General features: G+C 48.2%; 4 protein-coding genes. 1 reads left to right on the forward strand and 3 read right to left on the reverse strand.

Going from position 1 to position 5,455, the window contains the following annotated elements; genetic code table 11:
• Window positions 1–771: glycosyltransferase family 4 protein (locus RMO27_RS07505; RefSeq protein WP_309731012.1), on the reverse strand; the 771-nt coding region annotated here is incomplete at its 3' end.
• A gap of 186 nt (window positions 772–957) precedes the next feature.
• Window positions 958–1,809, reverse strand: a complete 852-nt coding sequence (gene ylqF / locus RMO27_RS07510; RefSeq protein WP_309731013.1) for a ribosome biogenesis GTPase YlqF — start codon at window positions 1,807–1,809, stop codon at window positions 958–960.
• 240 nt (window positions 1,810–2,049) lie between these two features.
• On the opposite strand from ylqF, the gene RMO27_RS07515 reads away from it, so the two are divergent.
• Window positions 2,050–3,006 (forward strand): protochlorophyllide reductase, encoded by a 957-nt coding sequence (locus tag RMO27_RS07515; protein ID WP_309731014.1) that lies wholly within the window; start codon window positions 2,050–2,052, stop codon window positions 3,004–3,006.
• A 128-nt stretch (window positions 3,007–3,134) separates the two neighbouring features.
• Here the strand turns inward: RMO27_RS07515 and RMO27_RS07520 are convergent, their stop codons facing one another.
• Window positions 3,135–5,063, reverse strand: coding sequence for an amino acid transporter (locus RMO27_RS07520; RefSeq protein WP_309731015.1), 1,929 nt, complete (start codon window positions 5,061–5,063; stop codon window positions 3,135–3,137).
• Between the last annotated feature and the right edge of the window lie 392 nt (window positions 5,064–5,455).

The following is a 5,455-nucleotide window of genomic DNA, read 5'->3' on the forward strand; positions in this document are numbered from 1 at the left end:
CCGTGCATCATCGCGAATTGCGCCCAACCAGACCACACCATGTTCGATATTATAAAATGGTACGAGATTGGGTCGGAGTGGGCCGTCGCCAACTAATAATAATTTGCAACCATAGTTACTCATGTTGCAGTATTTCCACGCTTTAAGCAGCGATTCGACATTTTTCTCGGTCGAAATCCGACCTTGATAAACGTAGATTTGCCTAGCTAAAAACTCATTTTTGAGATTACTGATCCCTGGTGTATATTTTTGCTCATCTACACCATTAGGAATCACGATCAGCCGATCGCGTGGGACACCTAATTTAACTAATAAATCTTGCTGTTCTTCACAGAAAATAATCGTCCGATCGTATTTAGCTAAAAACGGTGCGTATAGTTGGTAAGCGAGTAATTGGGTCGTCGAAGTGACATTCCGCCGTTTGCCATCGTAAGGAGTGTGAAATGTCGAAATCAGCGGTAAATCTAGTTCTTGGCAAATTTCTGGGAGCAGAAAATCTAAAGGTGACAAACTTAGCGAAGCATGAACGAGATCTGGTTTGCGGCGGCGGAGCGAACGTTCGAGTACCCGTTTGGCTCTAATTGTGGGAATTGTATATACTTGAGACTTGTATAAAAAAGGTAATGGCACTTCATCGCCATCAGCCTTGGTGTCAGCAAAATGCATGAAACTAACTTTGTGCCCACGATTAGTTAAAGCAGTAGTAATTTCTCGACTATAGGTAACATTGCCACAAAAAGGCGTTTTCTTTCCCAGCCACGCAATATGCATTTTTCGTTAAATCGATCGGGACTCAGTAGACTAGGCGAATGCAGGTTTAAACATTTAGTAATGCTTAAATATACCAGGAAAGTTCGCTAGAGAGCTAGAGCCGGTATGACAGAATCCGAGCTGTCATCCAAGTATTGCTGCGCTGTGGGTGGGAATGTGAGATCGAGATCGCTAGTAATCCATAATTTAAGCAGGGGAATTGTCTGGTAATTCCAGGGGGATGCTCCCGAGTATTCCCGTCCGAAAATCATTGAGAATCAGATGGGATGTCCGTTCCAGATCGCCGCGATACTTGTCATTAGCGAGGTTATGCAAGTATTCTTCTCCGCTTAAGGTCGTTGGTACCGAACCATATCTGGCATGAAATCCATCCAGATAGCCCAACTCCTGACACAGCTCGATCAGTGCTGCGGCCATACTCTGGCGATCGTAACCCGCTTCGCCGATATCGTCGCAAATAGCGAGTTTCACCGCTGCGGCTTGGTCGTTGAGTCGGCCAGGGATAATCCCTGGGGCATCTAATAATTCTAACTGGTCGGAAATCCTCACCCACCGGAGCGATCGAGTCACACCAGCCCGCCTGGCACTTTCGACCACACGCTTATTGAGCAGTCGATTGATCAGAGCTGATTTACCCACATTGGGGAACCCAATCACGACTGCCCGAACTGGACGCGGTAACATCCCGCGCTCTTTGCGTTTTTGGTTGATGGCGACACCGACTGATTGAGCGGCTTTAGAAATAGCCACTACGCCCGTACCTTGTTGGGCGTTCGCAAAAAAGGGCTGTTCACCTTGGGACGTAAACCACTCTAACCACTGTTCGCGGACTGTCGGCGGAATCATATCAACCCGATTGAGGATCAATAATTTGTGTTTATTCCCAATCCAGGTGGTTAAGAGGGGATGGTAGGTAGAAAACGGAATCCTGGCATCTCGCACTTCCAACACGACGTCAACTTTTTTTACCTGTTCTTGAAGTTGGCGTTCGGCTTTGGCAATATGTCCGGGATACCATTGAATTGCAGGCATTGGCATGGTCGTTAAAATTAGTGGGAAGTGGATAGTGGATAGTGGATAGTGGATAGTTGGGAGTTTAGGGTTAGAAATCGACTATTTTTGTCTCGCTGTGCGCTAGATCGATTTGCGCTCGATGCAGTTAACAGTGTAACCGCTAGCTCAAAGTTTATTGTCAATTCTGACGATCGAGGCGTTGCGAGAGATCGTGGGAGCTTAGAATATTCACACTAACGATCGCAAAAGCTCAATTCAAACGCCATGACACAACAAACAGTAATCATCACCGGAGCCTCATCGGGAGTGGGGTTATATGCGGCCAAAGCTCTGGCAACCAGAGGTTGGCATGTCGTGATGGCTTGTCGCGATCTTGTTAAAGCAGAACAGGCCGCACAATCAGTCGGAATGTCGCTCGATAGTTACAGTATCATGCATATCGATCTCGGCTCCCTCGCGAGCGTCAAGAAATTTGTCGATGAGTTTCGATCGACTGGTAAAGCTCTCGACGCGCTCGTCTGTAATGCGGCGGTGTATTTACCCTTGCTTAAAGCACCGATGCGATCGCCTGAAGGCTACGAATTGAGCGTCGCTACCAATCATTTCGGTCATTTCCTGCTGTGTAATTTGCTGCTAGAAGACTTAAAAACTGCATCGGCACTAGATCGGCGATTGATTATTTTGGGGACGGTTACAGCCAATTCTAAGGAGCTGGGGGGCAAGATTCCGATTCCCGCTCCGGCCGATCTGGGTGAACTTCAGGGTTTGGTGGCGGGATTCAAAGCACCAATTGCGATGATTGACGGTAAACCATTTAAGGCAGGTAAAGCTTATAAAGATAGTAAGCTGTGCAATATGATGACCAGTCGAGAATTGCACCGTCGTTACCACGACGCGACGGGGATTGTCTTTAATACGCTCTATCCTGGCTGTGTCGCTGACACACCCCTATTTCGCAATAGTTATCCCTTATTTCAAAAGATTTTCCCCTGGTTTCAGAAAAATATCACCAAGGGTTATGTCTCTCAAGAATTAGCTGGCGAACGGGTGGCGCAAGTGGTTGCCGATCCTGAATTTCGACAGTCTGGGGTGCATTGGAGTTGGGGTAATCGCCAACAAGCCGGACGCAAAGGCTTCGTCCAGGAATTGTCAGACAAGGCTAGCGATGACAAAGCCCTGAAGATGTGGGAATTGAGTGCAAAATTAGTGGGATTGGGTTAATATTTACCTCCGATCCCAAATTCACGTTACAGCACTTTCTAGTAATATTCAGTACGTCATTAGTTCGGAAAGGGGGGAGCGGGGAAAAGATTGTACTTCACAATTCAGGAAAGTGCTGTTTGTCGATCTTAGCCGCCGACATGAATACCTGGACGACGCTCTGGATCTGGCTCCGCACGTCTGATCACTTCTCGGGTCACGACAGCGGTGTCGCCCTCCCCAAAGAGTAAGAAGCGCATCAGGTATTGAATGGGATTCCCTTCTACCCAGCCAAAGTAAGCGTGAGGGTAGCGTCCGCTCTGATTTTGATTCCGAATGTGGAGCAAGATGGCCGCGATCGTATTGGGGACGGCAGCTCCTTTGGCACGGAGAATCCGATAGCTGCCTACCCTGACCCCTTGGACTTCGATCGTTTCCACAAACTGGGAAGCATCGGAGATCTGAATTTCTAAAAATAGTACTGAGTCTGTTTCGGGAATATGATTATCGTCGCGGACTTCGCGTTCTTTTTCGTAGTATTCTTTGTCATCGCCAACCAGCCTGCGTTTGGCAATCAGCCGCACTGTACCTTGACTATCTTGGGCAATGAAGTCTTGGGCGATGGCATCCATCTGAATATTTTCGACCCGCAGTTCGGTCGATCGCATCACGCGCGAGATTAGAGAGGTAGCAACGATCGCACCGATAAACATACTGGCAATCTTGATACCATCGGGTCGTTCGATCGTGTTGGTAATCGTGGTGTAAATAAATACGAGGGTAATCAGGCCAAACATCAAGGTTTTAGCCAGTGAAGGGTTCCGCCCATTTCTGACTGATAATGTCACCGCAAATGCTGCGGAACTCATCAGTACTAATACTCCCGTTGCATAGGCTCCACCTTGAGCTTCGACATTGGCCTGAAAGACGATCGTCACGACAAAAGCGACGAAGGTAAACACCAACACCAACGGACGTGTTGCCCTAGCCCAATCTGGAGCCATCCCGTAGCGGGGAAGGTAACGCGGCACGATATTGAGCAGTCCGGCCATTGCTGAGGCACCAGCAAACCACAAAATGGCGATCGTACTCAGATCGTAGATAGTCCCAAAGCCATCTCCCAAAAACTTGTGACTCAAGTAAGCCAAAGCACGACCATTAGCTGGTCCGCCAGTTTTGAAATCAGCAGCGGGAATCAGTACTGTGGTGATCAAGCTACTAGTGAGCAAAAAGAAGCTCATAATCAGTGCCGCCACTGTCAGTAACTTGTAAGTATTTTTAATTCGTCCGGCGGGGTTATCTTCAGTTTCGCCAGGATTGCCCTTGACTAGGGGCATCACCGCTACTCCTGTTTCAAATCCTGATAAACCGAGAGCTAGCTTGGGAAACAATAGTGCTGAAGCAGCCACCATCATCAATGGGTCGCCATGAGCGCGAAATAACTGCTGTTGCCAGTTGGTCAGGACGATTGGTGCTTGGAGGATCTGCTGCGCTCCAACGATAATGACGATGAAATTGAGAGTGAGATAGAGCACCACTAAAATCACTGCTAACCCGACTGCTTCCTGGAAACCGCGTAAAAATACGGCACCTAACAAGGCAATTAGCACCAAGGTGATAATTACCTCATTGCCTTTTGCCCACTCGTGTACGAGGGGATTTTCAATGATGTGGGCGGAGGCATCGGCGGCAGAAAGCGTGATTGTGATAATAAAATCAGTAGCCACAAATCCCAATAAACAGAGGACGAACAGCTTGCCCTGCCACCAGGATAGGAGTTGTGCCAGCATCGAGATCGAGCCTTCCCCATGGGGACTGATTGTCGCGACCCGCCGATAAATGGGCAACGCACCAAAAAGAGTTAGGAGCACTAAAATCAACGTCGCGATCGGCGAGAGCGAACCAGCCGACAATGCGGCAATCCCTGGTTGGTAGCCCAATGTCGAAAAATAATCAACCCCAGTCAGGCACATAACTTGCCACCAGGGGTGAGTTTGATGATGATGCCCGCCATCTTTGGGACGATTTTCATTGAGCAACCACTGACCGAGCAGGGTGCGCTTTTTCACAGTTGGCATATTAGCTTTTAGCTTGTTAGTAAGCTTGGTGAGATGACATGATCTGGAAATCGGGGGGCGATGGATGAGGCTGCGGTGCCTCAAAACATCAGTGCTAGTAATGGCCGGTGGAGAACTAAACAGTGAATTGTCTATCGATCGAATCCAATTATCTCACCCTTGGCGATGCAGGTAAAATTTCTGGGCGAGTTGGGGCACTGAAGCTGGAATAAGCAATGGCTTATAGATCGCACAATTGCTTACAATGCTGCCATTAGAGGAACTAAACAAAACAGCATTTTGAGGCATATTGTTTCAAATCAAAAAGGACTTGCTTAAACGCAACTAGGGTAGGGCATACCCAAAGTAACGCTTGGGGCGCGACGTTTTCGGGGGAAGCTTCCCCCGAAAAG

This window comes from Chamaesiphon sp. OTE_75_metabat_556 (assembly GCF_031378165.1).
In the GTDB taxonomy this organism is placed as follows: Bacteria; Cyanobacteriota; Cyanobacteriia; order Cyanobacteriales; family Chamaesiphonaceae; genus Chamaesiphon.